Origin of the sequence: Pleomorphomonas sp. JP5 (assembly GCF_023721815.1) — a bacterium.
Classification (GTDB): Bacteria; Pseudomonadota; Alphaproteobacteria; order Rhizobiales; family Pleomorphomonadaceae; genus Pleomorphomonas.
Map to the genome: position 1 here is coordinate 382,713 of NZ_JAMDLI010000008.1, position 20,651 is coordinate 403,363.

General features: G+C 63.8%; 22 protein-coding genes. 10 read left to right on the forward strand and 12 right to left on the reverse strand.

Annotation, left to right across the window (positions count from 1 at the left end):
- Nucleotides 1–21: 21 nt before the first annotated feature.
- The 7 genes from ccmE to M4J40_RS13105 form a co-directional block, all read right to left on the reverse strand.
- Nucleotides 22–492, reverse strand: coding sequence for a cytochrome c maturation protein CcmE (gene ccmE / locus M4J40_RS13075; RefSeq protein WP_251755600.1), 471 nt, complete (start codon nucleotides 490–492; stop codon nucleotides 22–24).
- Between the two features lie 8 nt (nucleotides 493–500).
- Entirely contained in the window at nucleotides 501–1,613 is a 1,113-nt protein-coding gene (gene ccmI, locus M4J40_RS13080; protein ID WP_251754583.1) for a c-type cytochrome biogenesis protein CcmI, read from the reverse strand.
- Between the two features lie 132 nt (nucleotides 1,614–1,745).
- Nucleotides 1,746–3,143 (reverse strand): hypothetical protein, encoded by a 1,398-nt coding sequence (locus tag M4J40_RS13085; RefSeq protein ID WP_251754584.1) that lies wholly within the window; start codon nucleotides 3,141–3,143, stop codon nucleotides 1,746–1,748.
- 155 nt (nucleotides 3,144–3,298) lie between these two features.
- Entirely contained in the window at nucleotides 3,299–3,763 is a 465-nt protein-coding gene (locus tag M4J40_RS13090; protein ID WP_251754585.1) for an RT0821/Lpp0805 family surface protein, read from the reverse strand.
- Nucleotides 3,764–3,926: 163 nt separating this feature from the next.
- Nucleotides 3,927–5,309, reverse strand: coding sequence for a HAMP domain-containing sensor histidine kinase (locus M4J40_RS13095; RefSeq protein WP_251754586.1), 1,383 nt, complete (start codon nucleotides 5,307–5,309; stop codon nucleotides 3,927–3,929).
- Nucleotides 5,306–5,968: a response regulator transcription factor gene (locus M4J40_RS13100; protein ID WP_251754587.1), complete on the reverse strand. Its 663-nt coding sequence runs from the start codon at nucleotides 5,966–5,968 to the stop codon at nucleotides 5,306–5,308. Before M4J40_RS13100 ends, M4J40_RS13095 begins: the two co-directional genes overlap by 4 nt.
- 15 nt (nucleotides 5,969–5,983) lie before the next feature.
- A complete protein-coding gene (locus tag M4J40_RS13105) occupies nucleotides 5,984–6,280 on the reverse strand; it encodes a PepSY domain-containing protein (RefSeq protein ID WP_251754588.1) in 297 nt (98 codons plus the stop codon).
- A gap of 295 nt (nucleotides 6,281–6,575) precedes the next feature.
- On the opposite strand from M4J40_RS13105, the gene M4J40_RS13110 reads away from it, so the two are divergent.
- The 3 genes from M4J40_RS13110 (at nucleotide 6,576) to M4J40_RS13120 (ending at nucleotide 9,639) form a co-directional block, all read left to right on the forward strand.
- Nucleotides 6,576–6,827, forward strand: coding sequence for a YdcH family protein (locus tag M4J40_RS13110; protein ID WP_251754589.1), 252 nt, complete (start codon nucleotides 6,576–6,578; stop codon nucleotides 6,825–6,827).
- Nucleotides 6,828–8,125: 1,298 nt separating this feature from the next.
- A complete protein-coding gene (locus M4J40_RS13115) occupies nucleotides 8,126–8,266 on the forward strand; it encodes a hypothetical protein (RefSeq protein WP_251754590.1) in 141 nt (46 codons plus the stop codon).
- A 626-nt stretch (nucleotides 8,267–8,892) separates the two neighbouring features.
- The gene (locus M4J40_RS13120; protein ID WP_251754591.1) at nucleotides 8,893–9,639 is read left to right on the forward strand and encodes a YafY family protein; all 747 of its coding nucleotides are present in this window, start codon (nucleotides 8,893–8,895) and stop codon (nucleotides 9,637–9,639) included.
- Between the two features lie 14 nt (nucleotides 9,640–9,653).
- On the opposite strand, the gene M4J40_RS13125 is transcribed toward M4J40_RS13120, so the two are convergent.
- Nucleotides 9,654–10,271, reverse strand: coding sequence for a YitT family protein (locus M4J40_RS13125; protein ID WP_251754592.1), 618 nt, complete (start codon nucleotides 10,269–10,271; stop codon nucleotides 9,654–9,656).
- A 267-nt stretch (nucleotides 10,272–10,538) separates the two neighbouring features.
- Between M4J40_RS13125 and M4J40_RS13130 the strand changes: the two genes are divergently transcribed.
- Nucleotides 10,539–10,748, forward strand: a complete 210-nt coding sequence (locus M4J40_RS13130; RefSeq protein ID WP_251754593.1) for a molybdopterin-binding protein — start codon at nucleotides 10,539–10,541, stop codon at nucleotides 10,746–10,748.
- Nucleotides 10,749–10,845: 97 nt separating this feature from the next.
- Here the strand turns inward: M4J40_RS13130 and M4J40_RS13135 are convergent, their stop codons facing one another.
- Nucleotides 10,846–11,352 carry a YcgN family cysteine cluster protein gene (locus M4J40_RS13135; protein WP_251754594.1) on the reverse strand — a complete coding sequence of 169 codons (507 nt, stop codon included), beginning with the start codon at nucleotides 11,350–11,352 and terminating at the stop codon, nucleotides 10,846–10,848.
- A gap of 81 nt (nucleotides 11,353–11,433) precedes the next feature.
- On the opposite strand from M4J40_RS13135, the gene M4J40_RS13140 reads away from it, so the two are divergent.
- The 3 genes from M4J40_RS13140 to M4J40_RS13150 are packed head-to-tail and all read left to right on the forward strand — an operon-like array spanning nucleotide 11,434 to nucleotide 14,792.
- Entirely contained in the window at nucleotides 11,434–13,662 is a 2,229-nt protein-coding gene (locus tag M4J40_RS13140; protein WP_251754595.1) for a transglycosylase domain-containing protein, read from the forward strand.
- Nucleotides 13,663–13,674: 12 nt separating this feature from the next.
- Nucleotides 13,675–14,259 (forward strand): DUF1214 domain-containing protein, encoded by a 585-nt coding sequence (locus tag M4J40_RS22540; RefSeq protein ID WP_251754596.1) that lies wholly within the window; start codon nucleotides 13,675–13,677, stop codon nucleotides 14,257–14,259.
- Complete coding sequence (locus tag M4J40_RS13150; RefSeq protein ID WP_251754597.1) at nucleotides 14,256–14,792, forward strand: hypothetical protein; 537 nt, start codon at nucleotides 14,256–14,258, stop codon at nucleotides 14,790–14,792. Before M4J40_RS22540 ends, M4J40_RS13150 begins: the two co-directional genes overlap by 4 nt.
- Before the next feature lie 10 nt (nucleotides 14,793–14,802).
- Here M4J40_RS13150 and M4J40_RS13155 read toward each other — a convergent pair whose 3' ends face one another.
- Together M4J40_RS13155 and M4J40_RS13160 are read right to left on the reverse strand one after the other, a co-directional pair.
- Nucleotides 14,803–15,678, reverse strand: coding sequence for a hypothetical protein (locus tag M4J40_RS13155; protein WP_251754598.1), 876 nt, complete (start codon nucleotides 15,676–15,678; stop codon nucleotides 14,803–14,805).
- Between the two features lie 192 nt (nucleotides 15,679–15,870).
- On the reverse strand, nucleotides 15,871–16,719 hold the full coding sequence (locus tag M4J40_RS13160) for a DUF6920 family protein (protein WP_251754599.1): 849 nt from the start codon (nucleotides 16,717–16,719) through the stop codon (nucleotides 15,871–15,873).
- A 139-nt stretch (nucleotides 16,720–16,858) separates the two neighbouring features.
- Between M4J40_RS13160 and M4J40_RS13165 the strand changes: the two genes are divergently transcribed.
- The 3 genes from M4J40_RS13165 (at nucleotide 16,859) to M4J40_RS13175 (ending at nucleotide 20,030) form a co-directional block, all read left to right on the forward strand.
- Nucleotides 16,859–17,458: a TetR/AcrR family transcriptional regulator gene (locus tag M4J40_RS13165; protein WP_251754600.1), complete on the forward strand. Its 600-nt coding sequence runs from the start codon at nucleotides 16,859–16,861 to the stop codon at nucleotides 17,456–17,458.
- 543 nt (nucleotides 17,459–18,001) lie between these two features.
- Nucleotides 18,002–19,135, forward strand: coding sequence for a DUF2336 domain-containing protein (locus M4J40_RS13170; protein WP_251754601.1), 1,134 nt, complete (start codon nucleotides 18,002–18,004; stop codon nucleotides 19,133–19,135).
- A 475-nt stretch (nucleotides 19,136–19,610) separates the two neighbouring features.
- The gene (locus M4J40_RS13175) at nucleotides 19,611–20,030 is read left to right on the forward strand and encodes a MucR family transcriptional regulator (RefSeq protein WP_251730271.1); all 420 of its coding nucleotides are present in this window, start codon (nucleotides 19,611–19,613) and stop codon (nucleotides 20,028–20,030) included.
- Nucleotides 20,031–20,132: 102 nt separating this feature from the next.
- On the opposite strand, the gene M4J40_RS13180 is transcribed toward M4J40_RS13175, so the two are convergent.
- Nucleotides 20,133–20,555, reverse strand: a complete 423-nt coding sequence (locus M4J40_RS13180) for a SufE family protein (protein ID WP_251754602.1) — start codon at nucleotides 20,553–20,555, stop codon at nucleotides 20,133–20,135.
- Between the last annotated feature and the right edge of the window lie 96 nt (nucleotides 20,556–20,651).

Consider the following 20,651-nt stretch of genomic DNA (forward strand, 5'->3'; position numbering starts at 1 on the left):
ACCAGAGTGCGCCAACATGCTCTAGTTCTTCGCCTTGGGCGGTATAGGTCCGCCCGGCTGGCCTTCTTCCCAAACACCCTGAGCCTTGAGCGCGTCCACGACTTCCTTCGGCATGTAGCGCTCGTCGTGCTTGGCCAGAACGGTGTCGGCTTGGAACAGGCCGCTCTGGTCGAGCTTTCCCTCTGCGACCACGCCCTGCCCTTCCTGGAACAGATCGGGCAGCAAGCCCCGGTAGGTCACGGTTACCGCGTTCGCCGTGTCCGTCACCTTGAACTCGACCTGACCGCCGTCCTTGCGCACCACGCTGCCGACCTCGACAAGACCGCCGATGCGGAGACGACGCCCGTCCGTCGCCGACTGCTCGACCACTTCGGTCGGCGTCTTGTAGAGGGTGATCTCACCCGACAAGGCGAACAGAACGAGACCGACGGCGGACGCCAGAACCGCGCCCACGGTACCAATCAGGATGAGGCGCCTCGTCTTGCGCGTCATGGCCATGGTCACTGTCCCTCCGGTTTGGTGATGCCGAACTCGGCCGCCGCGGCGTCGATCGCCGCCAATGCCTCGGCGTCGCCGGCGAAGGCTTTCCGGGCGTCGGCAAGCGCCGCTTTCGCCTTGTCGGTTCGCCCGAGCACCATGTTGGAGCGCATCAGCCGGATCCATCCATCCCGATCGCCGGGTTCGGCAGCGAGACGGGCAGCGAGACCGTCGACCATGCCTTCGATCGCCGAACTGTTCATTCCCGAGGCCGGCAGGGTCTGCGGCTCCGGCGTGTCGGCAGGCTTCTTGAGCGCGGCCAGGATTTCCCGGCGCTTTTCACGCGCGGTCTCCAGCCAGGGTGCGTCGGCCGGCGACCGACGGATCAGTTCGTCGACCTGCCTCAACGCCTCCTCGAAGGCCCCTGCCTGGCGCAGCCCTTCGGCATAGTAGAAGCGCGCACGCGCTCGTTCCGGATCGGCGGCGACGGCACGGGCCAGGATCGACTGCGCCTCGGGAGAAACGATGCCGTCGTTGGTGTCGACGAGGCCGGCGCCGTAGTTCTCAAGCGTCTCGGCATCCGCCTCACCGGCCGCGACCAGCCTGCCCCATGCCTGCACGGCATCGTCCAGGCGCCCCAGACGGGCATAAACCGGCGCAATGACGCGCCACCCCGAGAGATCGCCGGGGTTGGCGGCGAGATGCTTTTCGACACGGCCGACCAAATCGGCGACATTGCCGGCGGTGGGCGCGGCGCTCAGGCGTTCCGCCAGCGGCGCGTCTGGCATGTCGGGCTGACCGATGAAGAGATAGAGCGGCAGGGCGATGGCCGGAATAGCCACGACAGTCGCCAACGCGACCAGCCGATTGACCGCCGGCCGGGGTTTGTTGGTTTCCGGCGAGGCCTGCGCTGCGGCCAACAAGCGACGGGCAATCTCGGCACGGGCGGCGTCCGCCTCCACGCCGCCGATCAGACCGCGCTCGCGATCGCGGTCGAGTTCGCTCAGCTGATCGCGATAGACGCGGGTCTCCTCCCCACTGGGAACCGAGAAGGCGCCTGCCGGCCGAGCCATGGGAGCGATGACGACGAGAACGACCGCCGCCGTCAGCAATGCCAGCAATATCCAGAACACCATTCGCCGCTCTTTCCCGAACCGCCAGCACAGGCCGTCGCACCCGATGCCCCAAGCCGAATAGGGCAATGTCGGCGCTTTCTCAATCGACTTCTGGGCGAATTTGAGAAGGATTCTAGAAAAGGCGATCCGAACTCAGGCCGCGGGCCGCGACACCTTGAGCTGTTGCTCCTTGCTTCTGCGGAGGTGGGACGCATAATCCTCGCCGTAGAGGAAGCCGGCGGCCTTGATCAGGGAGTCGACTGCCGACAGTGCCGCCAATCGCGCCTCTCCATCGAGATCCCGCAGCTTGGCCGGCAGATCGAGGGCGTAAAGCTCAATCGCCTGATCGACCAACGGCGTCAGACGCCCGATCAGGCCGTTGACCGCCAGAATGTCGCGAGACTTGCCCGTCGCCGCGAAGAGGGCGCACAGGAACGCCGCCTCGGCTCCATCGGCCGGTCCCGGATAGGGAGCTCCCTGGATCCGGAAAGCGCGGCGCATCGCCGGAAGCAGCTTGTCGAACTCCACGAACAGCATGTCGGAGAATCGACGCTTGATGGCCACCATGCGCGGCTGCCACCCCCCATCGTTGTCGATATCCAGGCCCGTGGTGAGCTCGCCGAGAGCCGAGCGGAACACCCCGATCTGCGCCGTGGCGTCGGCGGCGTTTCGGTTACCGCGAAGGATGGCCTGGAAGCGCGATGCGGAGCGATCGGCCACGGCAAGGCCCAGGTCGACGAAGGCGGCCGCTGCCGGCGTGGCCCGGACGCGTCGGGCGGTTTCGCCACGAGCCAGCAGCTTGGCAAAGGCAATGAGAGGCGTCACGGCCCCATGGCGACGGAACACGCCACCGGCCACCCAACCGGCGGTATTCGGGTAGGTGGCAAGGTAGGTGGCGATCTGCTCGAGAAGCCCCATGTCGACCGGGCCGGTTTCAAGCAGATGCACCACGGCCGCGCTCAATGTCGGCAAGTCCTGAAGACGCTCGCGCACGGCGAGCATTTCTTCGATCTCGCGAAGGGCAACCTCGCCCCCGATGCGCGACATGAAGCGCTGCTGCAGTTTCGGCTCGTCGGCAATCGCTGCGATGTGCTTCGCCACGCTGTCGAAAAGCCGCGTCTCCAACCTTGCGGCCTCTTCCCGGAACGCGGCCTCGTTCGGCAGCGTCGGTGCTGTCGCCGGATCGTTCCATGCCGCGATCTCGGCAAGCTGGAGTTCGTTGCCCACGTAGGACCAGACGTGGGAGAGCGTGGCGGCCGTGACGAAGCCACGGACGGGAAACACCAGCCTCTCCTCGATGACGTAGGGTTCGAAACCGGAGAACACCAGCCTGCGCATGTCCGGCGGAGCGACAGACGCCGCCTGCCGGCCCGCGCCGCGGCTTTCGGCAATCGCCCGGGCGGCCTCCAGAATGAGCCGGCGTCGAGCCTCGATTTCCGAGGGAACCGTCCGGTCGCTTTCCAGCCGGCGAACCAGCATGCCGCGCGCCCGAGGGGTCAGCCCCCGCAGAAAGGTCTCGGCCTTGTCGGTTACCACCGCCCGTCCGTCCATGACGAATCCCGTAAACTGCTTCTTTACCAAACGATCCTGACGCAAGATGGTTGATGACTGGTAACGAGGCGAGCACGAAGGGACGCATGACGTGAAAAGGCCGGCTCTTTCGAGCCGGCCCATCAAAGATTTGACCCGGAGATTTCAGGCCAGGATCAGCTGACGACCTGCCAGCTACCGTCCGGATTGCGGCACGCAGTGCCGCGCACGACCTGCTGCTGACCGTCGATGAAGACGGTGTTGGTGTAAGGCCGGCAGGTGCGGTTGTTGACGTAGGCGACCGGTCCCGGCTGAACGGTACCGTAGGTTCCGGTCTGGGGGTTCTGCCACTGCTGCGGATAGCCGCTGTCCAGCGCCTGAACGCTGGCATTGTAGTTGTAGCGCTGCGAGTCGGCGTCGAGCGTGGCGCCGATCTGGTTGCCCAGGAAGCCGCCAACCAGGGCGCCGGCGGCAATCGCTGCTACCTTGCCGCTGCCCTGGCCAAAGGCCGAGCCGATGGCCGCGCCACCGACCGCGCCAGCCAGCGTGCCGAGCGTCTGGTTCTGGTTGGGGCCGCCCGTCGCGCAGCCCGCCAGCGTGGAGGCCGCCAGGCCGACGATCAAAAGTTTCTTCAACAACATCTCACCGGGTCTCCGAGATTGGAACCAATCGTTGGGCGAATCGCCCTTGGTACTTGTAATGACCTGAAACCATGGCCGAATTTTGATTAGACCTTAATCTTGTCACAAACTCCCTCCCCCTTCTGGCTACTGCTCCGATTGCTCGGCTTCCTGTCAATGGAAATCAACTCAGCGGAATGCGAAAGGTGACCGCCAGACCACCGAGTCCAGCCCGATCGAGAACCAGCGACCCACCGTAGGTTTCCGCGATTTCCGCTGCGATGGCGAGCCCGAAACCGGACCCCGGCTGCGTCTCGTCGAGCCGCTTTCCACGGCCAAGGACCTCGGCGTAGGCGGACGGCGGCAGACCTGGACCGTCATCCTCGACGCGGATCTCCACCATGGGCCTGTCACGGTCGGCCCTGTCGATCGCCAGCTCGATGCGGACCTGCTCACGGCCATACTTGCAGGCATTGTCCATCAGGTTGCCAACCAACTCCTCAAGATCGCGCCGCTCGATACGGGCCTTCGGCTGTCCGGCGCCCTCGCCCTCCAGGGATAGGCTGCTGTCCGGATAGGCACGGCTGAGGACGCGGATAAGCCCCTCCAGCGAGCGGCGAACATCGGCAACGGCGCCCACCACCTTTCGGTCGGCGGCGAGCCGGGCACGATCGAGATAGCGGTCGACCTCGGCCCGCATGACCGTCACCTGCTCGACGACCTTGTCGGCCAGCGGCCCGCCCTCGGCACGGGCTTCGTTCAGGATGACGGCGAGCGGTGTCTTCAGCGCGTGGGCAAGGTTGCCAACCTGCGTCCGCGATCGCTCGACGATGGACGTATTGGTCTCGATCAGCGCGTTGAGCTCCTTGCCTAGCGCAGCGATCTCGCGCGGCAGCCGGCCTTCGAGGCGATTGGCGCGCCCCTCGCGAATATCGGCGAGGCGTCGGCTCATGGCCGCGAGAGGTCGCAACCCGAAACTCACCTGCAGGCCGGCGGCGGCGACAAGGCCGAGGGCGAAGGCGGCGAGCGTGGCAAACACCTGGAACCGGAAGGTGGAGATCTCGTCGGCAAGCTCGGCAATGTTGCCCGTCACGTGAAGGTCGTACATCCGGCCGTTGCTGAGAAAGATGCGCTGTGCGACATGGCGCAGGGCGATGCCGGACGGATCGCGGGCCTCGTTGGTTACCGCCGCGCCGTTGTTGGGCGGCGGCGGAAGCGCCAGCACCTCGCCGAACAGGGACTGACTGGTGGCCACGGTTTGCTGCGACTTGGCGTCGATCACCACCCAGTACCAGCCTGACTGATAGCGCCCGAAACGCGGGTCGCCCATGGTGCCGGGATCGGGCACGCTGCCGTCGGGCGTCGAGGCGACCACGCCGGCCAGCGTCTTCTCGTAGACGATGATGCGCTCGTCGAAGGAGCGGATGAGGCTGGCGCGGTAAAGCTCGGTCAAGAGCCAGCCGAAAGCAGCGAGCGCAATCGTCGCCCAAAGCGCGGAGGCAAGCACGAGGCGAAGCGCCAGCGAGCTCTTCAACCATTCGCCCAGTTTTCTGAGGCGAGCGATCATTTCCCAGACGCTATTCGGTAGCCAAGGCCACGCACCGTTTCGATGAGATCGACGCCCATCTTCTTGCGAAGACGTCCGACGAAAACCTCGATGGTGTTGGAATCGCGATCGAAGTCCTGATCGTAGAGATGCTCGACCAGCTCGGTTCGCGAGACCACCTTGTCCATGTGCAGCATGAGATACTGGATCAGGCGGAACTCGTGCGACGTCAGCTTGATCGGATTGCCGTCGACAGTCAGGCGTCCGGCCTTGACGTCGAGCCGGACACTTCCGATCTCCAGCTCGTTGGAGGCGCGACCGGCGGCGCGGCGGGTCAATGCCCTGAGGCGGGCCAACACCTCCTCCATGTGGAAGGGTTTGGAGACATAGTCGTCGGCGCCGGCATCGATGCCGGCCACTTTGTCGCTCCACCTGTCGCGAGCGGTCAGAAGCAGCACCGGAGCCAGCCGGCCATCCCGCCGCCAGGCCTCAAGAACGCTGAGACCGTCCATCTTCGGCAGACCGATATCGAGGATGATCGCGTCATACGGCTCCGTATCACCAAGGAAATGCCCCTCTTCGCCATCGAAGGCGGCATCCACGGCGTAGCCGGCATCACGGCAAGCGGTCACAAGCTGCCGGCTCAGATCACGGTCGTCTTCGACCACAAGAATCCGCATGCTGAGGTTCCCGATTCAGCGAAGTTTCCGACCGGACGTCGCGTCGACAGTGATGTTGTCCACTCGTCCGCCCTCGCGCATCACCGCGAGCCGGTAAACCAGCCCGCCGCCGCCTTCGCAGAGCTGCGCATCGACGATTTCCCCGCCAACGGCACGGGCGATGACGCTCAGGCGCTGGACAGCCCCCCCGCCAACGACGGCCTGCGCCTCGGCGGGCGTCAGACAGCGCGCCTCGGCGGCGTATCCCGAAACGATCGGCACCGCCAGGAAGCACGCCAGGGCGAAAGTGAATCGCTTGCGATTGGTGTTCATGAGCAGGAGATTAGCTACCCGAGCCTGAATGGTCCATGAACACCGATGATGCCCGGCGTTCATTCGCAAGCCGTCGGCAAGCGCGCCCCTTTGCCATGAGCGACACCTGCAAGCGCCGTCGAGCGGAGCGACGTCGTCCTTGTCGGGCCACCGAAAGCACCGTCGCTTTCGGGTCCAAGGCCCTCATAGGGAAACCACTGTTGGTGAAAGGCCCGCATACCACTTTTGATCCACCTCAAGGCCTTGTTGCGACAAGGAGGTTAGCGTCGGGACAATCTGAAGAGGGGGCAGTGACATGACCATCCCGAGCGAGCTTTCCGTGGAATTCCCCGAGAGTTGGGACACCATTGAACAGCTCATGCTGTTCGACGTGGCTTTCTGCGACCTCGCCAGTGCCTATCAGGAGATCAACCGGCGCATTTATCGCATCGAGTCACTGGAGGAACCGGCCGGGCCGGACGTCCTCGCCGATCTCAAGCGCCACCGGTCTCTGCTCAAGGATGAAATCGCGGCCGCCGTTGCCGCGTCCAGACGCGCCGTGGCTTGACACCCCTCCTCGTTGGGCCCCAGCGCTATAGCCCGCGCCGTCCCCGTCCGACGGCGCGGGCTAGCTTTGTCACCTTCTTCCCGATGACCTGATCCAAGGGTGCCGCGGCTGCCGTCCCGGTTCGGGCACTGCATGTTGCGGAAGCCTCCACGGACGTTACACCACCGTAGTCCGTCGATGTCATTCGGGCGCAATCGTTCACTTTCCAGAACGCCAAATCGCAAGACCATGGCCTCTTGCTGCCCCTCGGAGTCCGCCCCACTCCGTGCGTTCATTACCCATTCGAGCACCGCTCGCTTGAGAGAAGCCCTCCCCGGACGAGAGTGCCGAGTCGTCAGGTCACTCGTCTGACAACGCACCAGCGGAGATCGGCGAGGCAACAGCTTCCCGCCAGCGCACCCGCCTCGCACAAGACGACGTGGCTTCCACTGCCGCGCCCAGATGGCCGCTATCCGCCGAGACAAACCCGGAGCAGGCAGCCGAACACAACCCTTGATAGTTACCCCGATCGTTCCGATGACTCGGTGTCTGAGACCTCTCGTTGCCCCCTGACCGACCGTCCGAGCAGTGGCGAACCGGCATCGTCCGCCTGTCAGGCAAGACGCCTTTCATGCCTTCGAGGCAAGCACTGACGAGAGCTCGCTCGCGTGTCGCTTGCCGGGCTTCGGTGCAGGAAGGGCTCTTGCCCGGCGATGATGATCGGTTCAGAGACAGACTCAACACGGCCATCGAGCAAGCCCTCTCCCGCGTTCGAGCGGGAAGGCTCCGAATGGCTTTCGGCATGAACAGGACCGGGTCGCTTTCCGCCAAAACAAGGGAAACGCGCTCGCATCCAGCCACTTCGCAAAGTGATTCAGCTAGCTCGCAAAGCGATTCCGGCAGCTGATGTGCTGATTCAAAAAGGCATCGCACGACGTCCGATCACCGTTCAGAATTTGATTCAAGTTGAAGCGGAAACATCGAGTCACTTGAATCACTTGCGAGGTGTTGTTGATACGTCGCTTCGGCGGCTCATGCAGTGATTCAGGTGACCGCCGTGATATCGAGCAGCCTCAGAATGAACCGCCAGGCACCGCTGTTTTCAGCCAGTGGCATGACCAGCTGCTGACGCATGCCCCCAGCTCTCAAGACAATGACCGCGCCAGCCAGCCCAAAGAAGCCGGCTTGAGATCGCCCCTTTCCGCCCCCTCCTCGGCCCGCATCACCGTCCGGTCGTAGGGAAGGCGACGAGGCTCGCAGTCCACCCGGCAGACACCATCGCCCCGCGACGGCGGATACCTTCGAAAGGAGCCCCGACCATGAAGCGTCGCCGCAACTCCATCGAGCTGATCCCTTCGAGCCATCGCGCCACTGCCGGCAGGCGCCAGGTACGAGCAGACTACAAGCAGGCCGACGGGAGCCAGATGAGCCATGTCGGGCGCGAGATGGGCGCTACCTGAAGATGCAATCAGAGAGCGGTCAGAGCCGCCTACCCCACCGGAGAAAAGCGGGCACTTCAACCGATCAGGATCTGGTGGGAGTCGTCATCACGGGCCGCGCCGATTTGCTCACCCACTCTCAGGCACCGTTCCGGAGGATCCCAGAACCGCGAGCCGGGCGGTCTGTCAGCGCCCCACCGCAGAGCGGGTTCGGCGCCGCTCTATCGCGTAGGGCAGGCGCTTGGGTACGGACCGATCCTCGTTACCAACCCGCAGTCAAAAGTGTCTGCAGTAAACACAGACTGATCAATATTCCAAACACCCTTGCAACTCGACGCCTGCCCTTCCCCAGCGCACGCGAAGCGCCGATCGTCATGCCGCAACCGAGGACAGCGACTGGCGGAGAGACGTCGAAGCCGACGGATCGCCTTTCCGTCAGCTACGATCGAAAGTGCAAGGCCGTCGGCTTCGCTGGGAAGCCATGCACCTTGTCCGACGGATACGGGGCGAGAAGGCCGCGTGGACGAGAGGCAAGAAGCGACTCAGAACAAAACAGGATCATTGTTGTGGACGTGGACCGTGCATGCTGGCATGATCGGAACACCTTTTTGTTGACCGAATCCATTGCCGAACTCTTGGGTCGATCCATGTCCCGCGCCGAGCGCCTTCTCACCTTGGTCCAGGCCTTACGCCGCCGTCGCCGTCCCGTCGCCGGGGCGGAGCTCGCGGCCGAGCTTGGCGTATCGCTTCGCACGCTCTATCGCGACATTCAGGCCCTGATCGGCCAGGGCGCGCCGATCGACGGCGAGGCCGGCATCGGCTATGTGCTGAGGCCCGGCTTCATGCTGCCTCCACTGATGTTCACCGAGGACGAGATCGAGGCATTGGTCTTCGGCGCGCGCCTCGCAGCGACCCGAGCCGACGAACGGCTGGCGTCATCCGCCGAGAACGCGCTTGCGAAGATCGCCGCCGTGCTGCCGCCCGACCTTGCCGACCGGATGGATGCCACCGGCCTGATCGTCGCGCCAGCCTGGAATGCCAACCGAGACGGGGTGGACCTCTCTCTGGTGCGCGGCGCCATTCGCAACGAGACGCGGCTCGAGTTCTCGTACGTCAACGAGAAGGGGCTCGCCTCCCGTCGCGTCGTCTGGCCAATCGCCGTCGCTTTCTTCGAACGCGTGCGCGTTCTCACCGCATGGTGCGAGCTGAGGGCCGACTACCGCCACTTCCGCGTCGATCGCATGTCGGACGCCATCGACCTCGGCGTCCGCTATCCGCGCCGGCGTCGCGTTCTCCTCAAGGAGTGGCGGGAGATCGAGAGCGCCGAGCCGGCCTGGAGAGAGGTGGCCGACGCGGCGGACCCGGTGGCGGTGCCGCGCCGGAAGTCCGCCTGACGCCCGGAGGCTGCTCAGTAGCCGTTGTAGCGACCCGGCTTGTGATTGACGGCCAGAACGAGGTTTAGAACCACGGCGCCCAGAACGGATAACGCCACGTTCTTCCAGTCGAGCACAAGGAAGGATGTCGCGAGGATCAGAAGGTCGGTGGTCAGCTGGAACTTGCCGGCTCGCCATCCAAGCTTTTCCTGAACGAAGGCTGCGAGGATGCCGATGCCGCCAAGGCTCGACTTGTGGCGGAACAGCATCAGCATGCCGACGCCGGTCAAGGCGCCTCCGGTGATTGCCGAGAACCAGGGAGCGCTATAGCCGATAGCGAAGGCGTCGTGCATGAAGTAGCTCTCCGCGGCGAGCAGGGCCACCGCCGCGAAGGTCTTCAGGGTGAACTCCTTGCCGAGCGTTACCCAGCCGAAGGCGTAGAACGGCAGGTTCAGCAGGAAAATGACCGGGCCGATGCCGAACTGGGTGACATAGTGGATGAGAAAAGCAGCACCAGCGGTACCGCCGGTGCCCAGATGAGCGTCGCGGAAGAACTCGATGCCGACGGCGGCAAAGAACGTCCCCATGACAATCGCCTGCACGTCGTCCCAAACACCGTGCCTGCCGTCGTCGCTCCTGTCGATGCTCACCATATACTGCTGCCTTTCTCGAACGTCGCCCTTGCGGTCTCTGTCATATCCTCGGGGTGGTTGCCAGCGGCGCGACGGAGACGAAGCGTGTCGGCGACCTGACCAGACCAGAGTTGGGCAACTCCTGTGCAATTGCCGCGCCACTGACGGCGATGTGCCACAATTGTGACGTTGCGGAACGGCGAACCCGGCCTATCCTTCCTGTTGCGGGCGCCCGCGTTGGCGGCGCTCCGTCCTCCGGCAAAACCGGCCTGAACAGGGAATGTCACCATGAAGATTTCGGCTCGCAACGTCCTCGAGGGCAAGGTCGTCAAGATCACCAAAGGCGCGACGACCGCCCATGTCGTTCTGGAGGTCGTTGGCGGCGCTAAGGTCACGGCGGCGATCACCAACGAGGCGGTCGACGATTTGGGCCTGAAAGTCGGCGACGCCGCCAAGGCGGTGGTCAAGGCATCGGACGTGCTCGTCGCCATCGACTGACCGTCCGGCGAAGGCAGCCGAGACGCTCGCCGAGCTCGCATGAGCCCACATGAGTCTCCATGACTCACCATAAGCTCCTGTGTGGCTTGTCCTTGCTTTATGCCCGGCGACGTCTCTTGCGACCCAACAGTCCCGGCAACCGCGTCGGCCATGTGACAATGCGGTCCTGCCAGTCCTCCACCGGCCAGTCCTCTTCGCGCACCGTCTTGCCGCGAACAGAGACACCGGCCCGATGAACGCTGTCCGGATCGCCCGAGACGAGCGGATGCCAGTCATAGAGATCGCGCCCTTCGGCAACGAGGCGATAGGCGCAGGTGGTCGGAAGCCAGGTGAGCGTACGCACCTCCTGCGGCGTCAGGCGCACACATTCCGGCACCGTCTCAGAGCGATGGGCATAGTCGCGGCAGCGGCAGCTTTCTCCATCGAGCAGCGAACACCCGATGTCGGTGTAGACGACGCGGCCGGTATCCTCGTCTTCCAGCTTATTGAGGCAACATCGGGCGCAGCCATCGCACAGGCTTTCCCACTCCGTGTCGGTCATTTCCTCAAGGCTTTTGGTGCGCCAGAAAGGCAGCCCGTCGTCGTTGCCTGTGTCGTCCGTCATCTTTTTCTCTGCGATCTGGTAACCGGGGCCGGAAAAGGTTAGTTTTCAGCTTCCGAACATTCCTAACGCTTGGGCTCTACCGTGCCGGAATTCAAGAGCAATCCGCGCTGGCGCCTCTGGCTTCTCCGAATCGATGCCTTCGTCGACTCGGCCGCATGGAACGCCTCGAAAGGTTTCTCGCGGTTCTGGGGCAGCCTTGTCGACTACTCCGGCCTGATCCGCATGCGCGGCTGGAAGCGCGCGGTGTTCGAGCTGGCGTCCGAAGGAGCGACGCTCGGCGCGGCCGGATCCATCGTCCTGTTGTTGTTCGCCATTCCGGCTTTCAAGGCGACGGAGGGCGACTGGCGCGCTCGCGGCGATTATGCCGTCACCTTCGAGGACAAGACGGGCGCAATCATCGGCCGGCGCGGCATGTTTCTCGATGACAGCGTACCGCTCTCGGCAATGCCGCCCTACCTCATCGAGGCGACGCTCGCCACCGAGGACCGGCGCTTCTACGACCATTTCGGCATCGACCCTCTCGGCACCCTGCGCGCCATCGTATCGAACGCCAGGGCCGGCGGCGTCGTCCAGGGCGGTTCGACCATCACCCAGCAGCTCGCCAAAAACCTCTTCCTTTCGAACGAGCGCACCCTCCAGCGCAAGATCAACGAAGCCTATCTCGCTCTCTGGCTCGAAGCACAGCTGTCCAAGGACGAGATCCTGAAACTCTATCTCGACCGCGCCTACATGGGCGGCGGCACACATGGCGTCGCAGCGGCGTCGGAGTTCTATTTCGGCAAGTCGGTCAGGTCGCTGACGCTGGCTGAGGCGGCCATGCTGTCCGGCCTTTACAAGGCGCCCACCAAATACTCGCCCAACAACAACCTCGCCGCCGCTCGCGCCCGCGCCAATCAGGTGCTGTCCAACCTCGTCGAAGGCGGCTTCATGACGGAGGCGCAGGTTGCGTCAGCTCGTCGCAACCCGGCAACGCCGGTGCCCTCGGCCAACGGTAATGCGCCGGACTGGTTCCTCGACTGGGCCTTCGAAGAGGTGAAGCGCATCGCCCCCCCCGGCGATCGGACCATTACCGTTCGAACCACGCTTGACCCGATGGTTCAGAAGACGGCCGATGCCGCCGTCGCCGAAAGCCTCCGGAAGTATGGCCAGCAGTACAAGGTGAAGCAGGCCGCCACCGTCGTTCAGAGCCTGGACGGCGCCGTCCGGGCTATGGTCGGTGGCAGCGACTATGGCGAAAGCCTGTTCAACCGCGCGGTCTACGCGTTGCGTCAGCCGGGATCGTCGTTCAAGCCCTTTGTCTATGCCACGGCTTTCATGAACGGCTACGCCCCCGAAGACATGATCTCCGATGCGCCGATCACAATCGGAAACTGGAGCCCGCGCAACTATGGCCGCTCCTATGCAGGCCGGGTCTCGCTCAGAACGGCCATCGCCAAGTCGATCAATACGGTGCCGGTCCGGCTCGCCGAGAGCATGGGGCGCGGCAAGATCGTGGACACCGCGCACAAGCTGGGTATCCGCACTGAGCTCAAGATCACACGCGCCTTGCCGCTCGGCGTGGCCGAGGTCACTGCGCTCGACATGGTCGGCGCCTATTCCGGCTTTGCCACCGGTGGAATCAAGTCGACGCCCTATGCCATCGAATGGACCAAGACGCGTGCCGGCGCGATCACCTACGACCGGGCGCGCGACGAGCCGCCGCCCGAGCAGGTGTTGCCCGAGGAGATCGCCTACGAGATGAACAGCGTACTGTCGACGGTGGTGAACGCCGGCACCGGGGGACGCGCGAAGTTCCCCGGGCAAATGCAGGCCGGCAAGACCGGCACGACGCAGGCCTATCGCGATGCCTGGTTCGTCGGCTACACCGGCTGGTATGCGGCCTCGGTGTGGTTCGGCAACGACGACTATACCTCGACCGCCAGAATGACCGGCGGCAGCCTGCCGGCCATAACCTGGCACTCCATCATGGAACCGATTCACGCCGGTCTCAGCTTCAAGCCAATCCCGGGCGTCCCAGTATCGGCCGACGTTCTTGCCTCGGCCGGCAAGCCGGCCGAGGTGGCCGCGGTCGCTCCCGCGACGGCCGTTTCCCCGCAGTCCCTGACGCCGGCGGCGGCGGCGGTGATCCGCGATGTCGGCGAGAGCATGCGTGCCCGTCTTCCTGCGACGCGGCCTCGGGAAGCAGCCCTCGTGCCGGCTGCCGACAGCGAACCGATCAGCCTTCGGACTCCATCCGATGCCGGACGATCGAATATCCTTCTCAACGGCCTTTCGCTGCTCGGTGCATCCGACGCCGCGTCGCCTCGCTGACCGGTCGCGACTGTGTTTTCAACCATCCGCTTCATCGTGGTTACGCTCGCCGGCGTCTTTCTCGGCCTCGCTTCGGCATGGTGGGCCGTCGGCAACCTCCATTTCAAAGGCGCCCAGACCATCGGGCAGTGGTCGGTTGTGGAAGATGATGCCAAGGCCAACCCTTACGAAGCGGCAAGGGCGGCTCGGCGTGGTGGCGGCGGCCTCGGGCCAAGCGAGGGGATAGAGCTCATCACCGAGACAAGCGCCGACAACAAGCCTCTCCAGGCAGCTTGCGCCTATCTGGTCACCGGCCCGATGCCACAGGGCGTGCTCTGGACACTGACGGTCTCCGATCGCGACGGTCACTTGCCAGCCAATCCGGCGCGCCGCTTCGGCTTCACCTCGCTCGATGCGATGACCTTCGGCCCGGCGCGTCAGGTTCGCATATCGATCGGGCGGGAGGTTCGGCCCGGCGACTTCGTGGCCACGACCGACCTTTCGAGCCTGCGATTGACCCTTCGCCTCTATTCGCCAACCCTGGCCGCGCGCGCGCCAAGCCGCGACCAGCTGCCATCAGTGACGCCACTTGGCTGCGAGCAAAAGGACGCGTCATGATCGACACCGGTCTTCGCTGGCTCGCCGCGACGCTGTGCATTGCCGGGCTTACCCATATCGCAGCCGTCCTTCTTGCGCCCAGTCATTCCCGCGACTTGGCGTTCACCGGCGTCGATTTCGGCGGGACGGACGGCAAGCTCGTTCTCGTCGACAACAGCAACACATCCGCCGACCTGGACCCGGCCTTTCTCAATGCCGTCTGCCGCTTCGATGATGAAACCGGGCCGGTTCGCCTCACGGGCATCATGCCCGGCACATACTGGTCCGTCGCGGCGATGTCGGAAGACGGCCGAATTCTCTCGACGCTGTCCCGGGAAGACTTGCGCGGCGCCGATATCGATCTCCTGGTCGGTCGCACCGCCGCGCTCGACGCCGTCAGACAGTCGGTCGGTCTCGACTCCGTCGAGACGATGTCGCTGCCAGTCAGCCGAGGCTTCGTGCTGCTCCGACTGTTCGCTGGCAGCCTCGACGATCGAGGTCTCGCCGAAGGCGCCTTCGAGGATCTTCAGTGTCGCCCCGCCCTTTCGGAGTGAAGACCGACGCTTATTTCTGCGGCACCGGCTCGTCGAAGGGATCGGGAGCATTCAAAAGGCGAGAGTGCCTGTACGGAGCGCTGGGTACCGCCGTCTTGATCGGCGGCGCCCCAACGCACTTCGAAAAGACCAGCGTGTCATAGGCCCGGTTGGCGGCGAACAGCTGATCGGATGGCGCTTCCACCTGGAAGTGGTCGATGGCGTATCGATAGGACGCCGCTCTATAGCCCAGCGCCTGCCAAACCCACGAGATGGCTTCCTCATTCTCCCAAACCCGCGCCTCGGCCCCTTCATGGAGGCGGGCCTCGACAAGGCGCTGGCGCCTGAGGGCACCGAGGCGCTCGATATCGGCGCGTCGTACGCGGGCGGCGACCTGGCAGAACGGCTGGATCAGAGCGCTATCGGAACCGGCATCATTTATGACCCGCGTCCAAAGGGTCTCCGTCGAGATGCGCCCGTCCGAGAGAAGGTAGCGATGATAGCGACCGCGATCGTAGGCCGGCTCAATGAGCGGCAAGGCGATCTCGGGGAACATGGAAGCGGTCTCCGTCGATATGGAGGCGCCTCCCTTGAGGATCGGCAGGATTCGCGTTCGCTCGCCTTCAACCAGGCTATCGAGCCACCAGTCCCGCACATGCGGCGCCCGCACGAAAGCCCAGACGCGATTGCGCAACTCGATCTCGTCATCGGTCAGCGGGAAGCCGGAGACCGGCTCCTTTCGCACATGTTCCGCAACCAGGTTGCCGGCCGTCGGCAACAGCGTATCGTGCAGGAAAGAGGGTTCGGCGCGCCCGAAATCACCCGTCGGTCGGCCGCAGGCGGTGACCGCAAGCAGAACCAGAGCCAGCGCACCGCCAGCCCTCAAGTCACTCAAAAGCGCGGCCACAATGCTTCTCCGGTCATTTCGACCGGAGTCTTCCGGATTCGCGCAGACTGCGCAAGCCCGCCCATTTCCGAAGCCTGATGCGAATGTCGTTTCGTTGCCCAACTCACATCCGTTCCGCCTGATCCGGGCTCATCCGGCTCAAGCAGGCTTCGGCCTGACCGTCCGGAAGGTCGCAACCTGACGGAAGCGGTATCACTCGAATGCGATGGATGTGATCGCCCCCTTCCAGAAGGGGTACGTCTCGCCACCCGCCGCACGGGCAATCATGAACGCATGCGGGATCATCATGCCCGCCACCGGCCGATAGTCATCACGGGTCACGTGCTCTCCGGACCCGTGGTAGGGCGTGGTCAGATCGCCGTCCTGCTCCGCATCGAAACTGGCAAGACTGCCGTCGGGGCGAAACGTCGCGACCAGCGCCGCTTCAAGACCAAAGCCCGAGACGATCGCGCGAGCATGCGCGTCGTCGATGGCTTCCCAGCGCACGGGACCGCCCGGCAACAACGCCATCGGGTAAAGCGGACTTTCCAGAAGCCAGCGACGCAGCGAAGTGCGGTTCAACGCGTCGGTCGCGCTCTCGTCGACCACCGTCAGCGTCGAGGCAATCTTGGCGCGCATTTCCATCCGCCCATCGGCGAAGAAGTCATAGGCGCGCGCCCATACTCCAGGCATGATGGGGGTCGTGGCGGCAAACAGGAGTGCGGGCGTCCGAACGGCGATCGTCTGGGAAGCGGTCGTCCGCGCAAAGCCGTCCGTAAGCGGTCGGCGAAAATCCCCTTCCGCCTGGATGTTCACGACGCGGTAGCCAACCTCCGGGTCCGGGACGGCAAACTCGAGATAGCGCTTCACCGGCGCGGGCAGAGCTTGCAAAGCGGCCCGATCTCCCGATGCGGGCCGGAAGGTTCCAGCGATCTGGCGAACTGCCGCCCGATGACCATCGATCTCGCGTTCGGTCTGAAGGGACGAGATGCCGACAATGGTCGCGAAACCGACAACAAGGGTGAGAACGACGGCAAGTGCGAAAGATCGAGCCCGGATCATCCTATTTCCCTTTCTCTTCCCAAAACTTGGCGATCAGCCGATCGCCTAGGCGAGACACCCGCCCTATGCGTACACATATGTACGCCTTTACCGATCCGTATAGAAGTGTACGGTGAAAGTAAAGCCTTTGAGGATAGACATGGACGACGAGACCAGACGGAAGCGAGAAGCCGACCTCTATGAGGCCGCCTACGCCCTGTTGTCGGCGCATGGTTACGGTGGGGCCTCCATGCTGCGCATCGCAAAAGCGGCGAAGGCATCCAACGAAACTCTCTACCGCTGGTACGGCGACAAGGACGGCCTGTTCAAAGCCATGGTCCGTGACAATGCCGCCGAGACAAGACGCCTTCTGGACGAGGCGCAGAACAGCCGCACCGATCCGTGGACGACGCTTGAGCGCCTGGCTCCGGTCTTTCTCCGGATGATCCTGGGAGAGAAGGCGATCCTGCTCAACCGCGCCGCAGCAGCCGATCCAAGTGGCGCCTTGGGAGCAACCATTTCCGAGGGCGGCCGCCACGAGGTCATGCCCCTCCTGGGCGAGCTCATGCGGCGTCTCTGCCTCGATACAGGCGGCGACCCCAGGAACGCCACCGACTGGTTCCTCAGTCTGTTGGTTGGCGACCTGCAGATCAGGCGCGTCATTCACGACCGTGCCGCGTTATCGGAACAGGAAATCGAAAACCGGTGCAAGGAAGGTCTGGCGGCTTTCCGGCGCCTGCTCGGCAGTCAGCGGACCTGATCCCCGCGATTTTCCGATGGGAGAAGCAAAGAGGAGCTACGCCACGGCATGTGCCGGCCGCCACGCATCCTGCGCCGACACACCGCAACCTTGTTCGTCGCAGCTAAAACCCGTCGTCCTGCCGCGGAAGAGCGCCGTTACTTCAGGCCAACACCTGCCGGACGCGGAGGTCCGCTCGGCTTTCGCGACACCCGACGCTTGGGGGATCGGGACAGGGACGCGGTATCTCGATCCTCGGACAAGCGGGCGGGCAGAACGGTCACCTCGCAGAAACCGGTCGTCGGTTTCCGACGTACGCGAAGCGCTGGCAGACCGAAAGCTATCACGTCACCCACGGCACCCTCCTGGGCCGGACCGGATCACTGCGAGCATGGACACGAAGGCTATGATCGCCGCCTTTGTACTTTCGCTCGCAAAACCATCATTCGGCCGTCAGAGTTAACAAATGGTTTACGATTTAGGCGGCATTCTCCTTACGCGTAGCCGCCGACTGTTATTCTTGAGTTCGGCAGGCGAGATACTCGCACTCGGGATGGGTTTGAAATGGCGTCGCCCCCCTTTTCAAGTGGCATTTTCGGCCTCGTCAAGGGCACTGACGGTGCGCGATCCCGTTCGCTCCTCAGGGAGGCAACTGAGCTTTACGTCTCGGAACCTGTGCATACGCGCTCCGAGGTTGCGATGTATGAAGAGCTGGTGGCGCAGCTGCTCAAGGTGACGGCGCTTCAGGACCGGGTTCGCATCGCTACGCTACTCGCCGATTACGACGAGGTTCCGGCTTCCGTCATGCGGGCGCTCCTGCATGACATCTTCCCCGTCTCCTCGGTCATGATCGAGAAGTCGAAAAGTATTTCCGAAGGCCAGCTTCTGGCGCTGGTCGCCACCGCCTCGCCGAGCCATCTCGAGATGATCGCGGCCAGAAAGAACCTTCAGCCCGCCGTGGTGGAGGCACTGCTTGGCCGTTTGCGCACCGATGGCCTCTCGGCGTTGGCCGCCAACCTGAGCATCAGCCTGCCGCCCAGCGCCGTCCGCATGATGGTGGAAAACGCCCGGGAAAATCCCAGACTGGCCAGGCAGCTGGCCGCGCGCATTGACGACGTGCAGGACACCGACCTGATCGACCTCTTTCTCGATCTCGACAGTCGGGGTCGACGTCGCGTCATCCAGGCGCTCGAAATCGCCGCGCTCAGAGAGTTCGCCGCCCGTCGTCCGTTGCCCCGCGTGCCGATGCCCGATCCCGACAAGGTCACTACGCTGGCGCGCGCTTGCCTGCAGCGCAACACCGAGGCGATGTCGCGCATCCTTTCGGACTTCACGGGTCTCGATGCCCCGTTTCTGGTTCGGCTGCTCGCCGATCCCGGCGGCGAGCCGTTGTCGATCTGCCTCAAGGCCGCCGGCCTCGACAGTGGTATAGCCACCCGCGTCATCCTGTTCTCGGGCGTCGACGACACGCGCAACTACTTCGACGTCAAGCGCCTCGTCGACCTATACGAGATGGTGTCGCTTCGTTCGGCCCTGCTGCTTGTCGATCGCTGGCGGGGCGCACTCCCATCCGCAAAGCGAACACCGGTTCACGTGCCGCAGACCCAGACAGGCACGCCCGTCCGGTCGTTCGCAACCGGAGCCGGCCGCGACGAGAGGCCGGAGGCCATGCCCCAGGCAAGGCGCGATCGCGCCTGACGTCGGCAGACATCCCACCTTTTGCAAGCACGACCGTTTTGACTCTGAAACGCTCGGGCTAATCTTTCCGCTTTGCCCTCGTCTCTGGGAGCCGACCGGAACCGCGGCGCCATATGGCCCAAATGAAGAGTCGACTCGTCCGAACTCGTCGCTAAACGCCCCTTGCCTGGAAGAGCGCTAGAGTCTCTGTGCCTCGCGCCCCATTCAGCCGCAGGCAACTTTGATGTGCAGCAAGCGTCTTGCGTGACTTTTCCTAGCATTCGCTGGGCATGAACTCGTTTTCCATCGTATTGGTGTTATTCATTTCCAAGTTCCACTTGTTTTCATTTTTGAAGCGCTGTAATGACATGTCCGACAGCAGATCATGGGTTTGTTGCGGCTTCGCACGTAGAATTAATCAAAAAAATTCTCCGCCGGTGGAGCAGTTAATGAGACGCAACAGAAATATCCAAATTCAAGCAGAACAGGTACAAAGATGAGCGAGATGGAAGACGACCTGACGATAATCGACCTTGCGGCGCATATCGTCGCCGCCTATGTCGGCAACAATTCCGTTCCGGCCGCGGAACTGCCGAACCTGATCTATGACGTCGTGGGCGCGCTCAACCGCGTGCAGGGCGGCGCACCGCAGGAAGTCGAAGCCGAGCCGGTTCGTCCGGCCGTTCCGGTCAAGAAGTCGGTCACCAACGACTACATCATCTGCCTTGAGGACGGAAAGAAGTTCAAGTCGCTCAAGCGCCATCTGCGCACCCACTACAACATGTCTCCGGAAGAATACCGCGAGAAGTGGAGCCTGCCGGCCGACTACCCGATGGTCGCCCCCAACTATGCGGCCGCCCGCTCGGATCTCGCCAAGAAGATGGGCCTCGGCCAGCAGCGCCGCCGCACCCGCTGATCGTCTTTCGACCGACCAGTCATGAGAAGCCCGGCCGAGAGGCCGGGCTTTTCTTTAGGGCAGCTATGCCAAGGCGTTGGCGCGGAGCATCACTCCGCGATGTCAGTCCCGGGCTTCCTGGGCGATCTTGCGCAGACGCTCCACCATGGATCTCAGGCCATTCGAGCGCTGCGGCGTAAGATGCTCGCGCAGGTTCAGCTCGTTGAAGATGGCCTCGGGATCGATAGACAGAACTTCCGAGGCCCGCTTGCCCGAGTAAGTGGCGTGAAGGATGGCGATCAGCCCCCGAACGATCAGCGCGTCGGAATCACCGATAAACGTCAGGACCGGATCGGCCTTGTCATCGGAGAGACTCGGCTTGAGCCACACCTGACTGACGCAACCACGCACCTTGTGCTCTTCGTCATGATCGTCATCGGCGAGCGGTTCCAGCTCCTTGCCGAGCTCGATCACATAGCGGTAGCGATCCTCCCAGTCGTCGAGAAGCGAGAAGTTGTCCCGAATTTCGTCGAGGGTCGTCGCCACGTCCGGTCTCCATGTCTGCCGTTCGGCTTCGGTATAGACCGCGATCACCCGTAAAGAAAGAGACCGCCGGACCTGAGGTCGCGGCGGTCGAGTTCC

What these genes read in the sequence shown, in the direction of transcription:
- M4J40_RS13090 (WP_251754585.1), bottom strand. Translation starts at nt 3,763, where the DNA reads ATGTTGTTGAAGAAACTTTTGATCGTCGGCCTGGCGGCCTCCACGCTG.
- M4J40_RS13160 (WP_251754599.1), bottom strand. Translation starts at nt 16,719, where the DNA reads ATGATCCGGGCTCGATCTTTCGCACTTGCCGTCGTTCTCACCCTTGTT.
- M4J40_RS13085 (WP_251754584.1), bottom strand. Translation starts at nt 3,143, where the DNA reads ATGGACGGACGGGCGGTGGTAACCGACAAGGCCGAGACCTTTCTGCGG.
- M4J40_RS13095 (WP_251754586.1), bottom strand. Translation starts at nt 5,309, where the DNA reads ATGATCGCTCGCCTCAGAAAACTGGGCGAATGGTTGAAGAGCTCGCTG.
- M4J40_RS13110 (WP_251754589.1), top strand. Translation starts at nt 6,576, where the DNA reads ATGACCATCCCGAGCGAGCTTTCCGTGGAATTCCCCGAGAGTTGGGAC.
- ccmI (WP_251754583.1), bottom strand. Translation starts at nt 1,613, where the DNA reads ATGGTGTTCTGGATATTGCTGGCATTGCTGACGGCGGCGGTCGTTCTC.
- M4J40_RS13170 (WP_251754601.1), top strand. Translation starts at nt 18,002, where the DNA reads ATGGCGTCGCCCCCCTTTTCAAGTGGCATTTTCGGCCTCGTCAAGGGC.
- ccmE (WP_251755600.1), bottom strand. Translation starts at nt 492, where the DNA reads ATGACGCGCAAGACGAGGCGCCTCATCCTGATTGGTACCGTGGGCGCG.
- M4J40_RS13150 (WP_251754597.1), top strand. Translation starts at nt 14,256, where the DNA reads ATGATCGACACCGGTCTTCGCTGGCTCGCCGCGACGCTGTGCATTGCC.
- M4J40_RS13175 (WP_251730271.1), top strand. Translation starts at nt 19,611, where the DNA reads ATGAGCGAGATGGAAGACGACCTGACGATAATCGACCTTGCGGCGCAT.
- M4J40_RS13130 (WP_251754593.1), top strand. Translation starts at nt 10,539, where the DNA reads ATGAAGATTTCGGCTCGCAACGTCCTCGAGGGCAAGGTCGTCAAGATC.
- M4J40_RS13105 (WP_251754588.1), bottom strand. Translation starts at nt 6,280, where the DNA reads ATGAACACCAATCGCAAGCGATTCACTTTCGCCCTGGCGTGCTTCCTG.
- M4J40_RS13165 (WP_251754600.1), top strand. Translation starts at nt 16,859, where the DNA reads ATGGACGACGAGACCAGACGGAAGCGAGAAGCCGACCTCTATGAGGCC.
- M4J40_RS13120 (WP_251754591.1), top strand. Translation starts at nt 8,893, where the DNA reads ATGTCCCGCGCCGAGCGCCTTCTCACCTTGGTCCAGGCCTTACGCCGC.
- M4J40_RS13135 (WP_251754594.1), bottom strand. Translation starts at nt 11,352, where the DNA reads ATGACGGACGACACAGGCAACGACGACGGGCTGCCTTTCTGGCGCACC.
- M4J40_RS13115 (WP_251754590.1), top strand. Translation starts at nt 8,126, where the DNA reads ATGAAGCGTCGCCGCAACTCCATCGAGCTGATCCCTTCGAGCCATCGC.
- M4J40_RS13125 (WP_251754592.1), bottom strand. Translation starts at nt 10,271, where the DNA reads ATGGTGAGCATCGACAGGAGCGACGACGGCAGGCACGGTGTTTGGGAC.
- M4J40_RS13100 (WP_251754587.1), bottom strand. Translation starts at nt 5,968, where the DNA reads ATGCGGATTCTTGTGGTCGAAGACGACCGTGATCTGAGCCGGCAGCTT.